The sequence below is a fragment of the Myxococcus sp. AB025B genome (genome assembly GCF_006518215.1).
In the GTDB taxonomy this organism is placed as follows: Bacteria; Myxococcota; Myxococcia; order Myxococcales; family Myxococcaceae; genus Myxococcus; species Myxococcus fulvus.
On sequence record NZ_SRLW01000595.1, the window covers coordinates 1 to 1,922 of the forward strand.

At 72.9% G+C, this 1,922-nt stretch carries 2 protein-coding genes; both read right to left on the bottom strand.

Annotated features, from left to right (window positions below; translation table 11 throughout):
• Window positions 1-450: OsmC family protein (locus tag FL311_RS42880; protein WP_141333413.1), on the bottom strand; the 450-nt coding region annotated here is incomplete at its 3' end.
• A gap of 119 nt (window positions 451-569) precedes the next feature.
• Window positions 570-1,922, bottom strand: a 1,353-nt coding sequence (locus FL311_RS42885; RefSeq protein ID WP_141333415.1) for an SLC13 family permease, incomplete at its 5' end; no start/stop codon positions are given.

Sequence of the window (1,922 nt, forward strand, 5' to 3'; positions counted from 1 at the left end):
GGCGTGCCACGTCTCCACCACGGGCTCGATGCGCGGGGATATCTGGATGACGGAGCTGGGGAAGCAGTGCGCGGGCAGCTCCGAGAAGATGCGGCGTACCACCTCCGCCTCCGCATCGGTGGCCACGGCCACGTGGGGGCGGACGATGAGGTCGGTGAGGTGCGGCGCCTGGCCGGGGCTCGCCACCAGCCGGGCCACCGCGCAGCTCTGGTAGAAGAGGACGGACACGTCCGCTTCGCGCGCGCGCTCCAGGAAGGCCAGCAGCGTGCGGCCCTCGACAGCGCCCACCAGCAGCGTCTCCGGGGCCCAGCGGCCGGCCTCCGTCGCGCCTGGCTCCACCAGGGGCTGGCCGATGGGAACGGGTGGCGCATGGTCGCTCGTCAGGACGGCACCGTGGTCGCCTTGCCAGTAGAGGCGCGTTTCGTACTCTGTGACGGTAACGGACGTCATGGGCGCTCCTTCCGCAGAGCCTTGTGCCAGCATTGCCCTTTCAACCCGTGTGCCGAGCCAGTGCTTCATGGTGGACCCAGGCTTCGTCCTGGAGTCCTGGAGGTGCGGGCGAGGGTAGCTCATGGCAGCCCGAAGATTCGCAGGACCCAGGGGCCTGTCGCGCTGACCAGCAGACAGCCGGCCACCATGAGGGGAAGTCCCAACCGCAACAGCTCCGAGGTCTCCAGTCCTTCTCCCGCGGCCATGGCGTTGGGAGGGGTGCTGATGGCGAAGGGGATGCCGAAGGCGCACCCCATGGCGACGAGGATGGGCGTGGACGCGGAGGGCTCCACGCTGAGCGCCAGCGGCATGAGGAGCGCGGCGGTGCCGGTGTTGCTCATGAGCGCCGACAGCGCCGCGGCGACGACGACGAGCGCGCCGAGCCGGGCCGACGGGGGCCAGGTCGCAAGGCTCGCGCCGTCGAGCGCGTGGGCCACCAGCCCCGAGTGCTCCAGCAGCTTCCCCAGCCCCAGCCCTCCGGCGATGAGCAGGAGGGTGGACCAGTCGAGCTTCTTGAGGTCCTCGCGCTCGAGCAGGCCCGTGCCGAAGAGCAGCGCGGTGGCTCCCAGGGCGACCACGGGAGCGGGCACGCCGTGCGCGGGCTCCGACAGCCAGGCCACCACGCACGCGGCGCTGACCCAGAGGACCTTCCGGCCTCGGCCATCCAGCGGGCGTGTCACCTGTGCGGGCAGGGACAGGGTGCCGCCCAGGCGGAAGCGCAGCAGCACCAGGCCGAAGCCCAGCACCAGCATCAGCGCCGTGAGGGGGAGGGCGAACGCCATCCAGCCGGCGAAGGTGACGTGCGTGTAGGCGCTCGCGGCGGACACCGCGAGGGCGTTGGGGCCGCTGCCCACGGGCGTGGCCATGCCGCCCAGGTTCGCGCCCAGCGCCACGCCCGCCAGCAGCGCGGGCCGCAGGGATGTGCCGGGGGGCGAGGCGAGGAGGACGGGGCGGAGCGCCGCGAGCATCATCGCCGCCGCGGCGACGTTGGACATCCACATGGAGAGGAAGGCCACGCCGCCCATGACGAACAGGAGGAGCAGCCGGGGGCGCCCGCGCGACAGGCGCACCACGTGGCCCGCCACGGCGGAGTCGAGTCCGTGACGCATCGCCGCGACCTCGAGCGTGAAGCCGCCCAGGAAGAGGATGAGCACGGGGTCCGCGCACCAGGTGAGCACGGACGAGAGCGCGTAGTCCTTCCCCAGCGGGCCGAGCACCACCGGCGTCGCCCCGAGGAGCAGCAGGGTGGGGACGAATGGCGGGACCAGTTCGGTGAGCCACAGCACGAGACAGACGCCGGCCACCAGCACCGTGCGCGACGCGACCTCGCCCTGCACTCCGAACGCGGACAGCCACGCCACCGCGGCCAGCCCCACCAGCGCCAGTGCGGGCCGCACCCAGCGGCGCACGGGGGGTGGGGGCGCCGCGTCGGG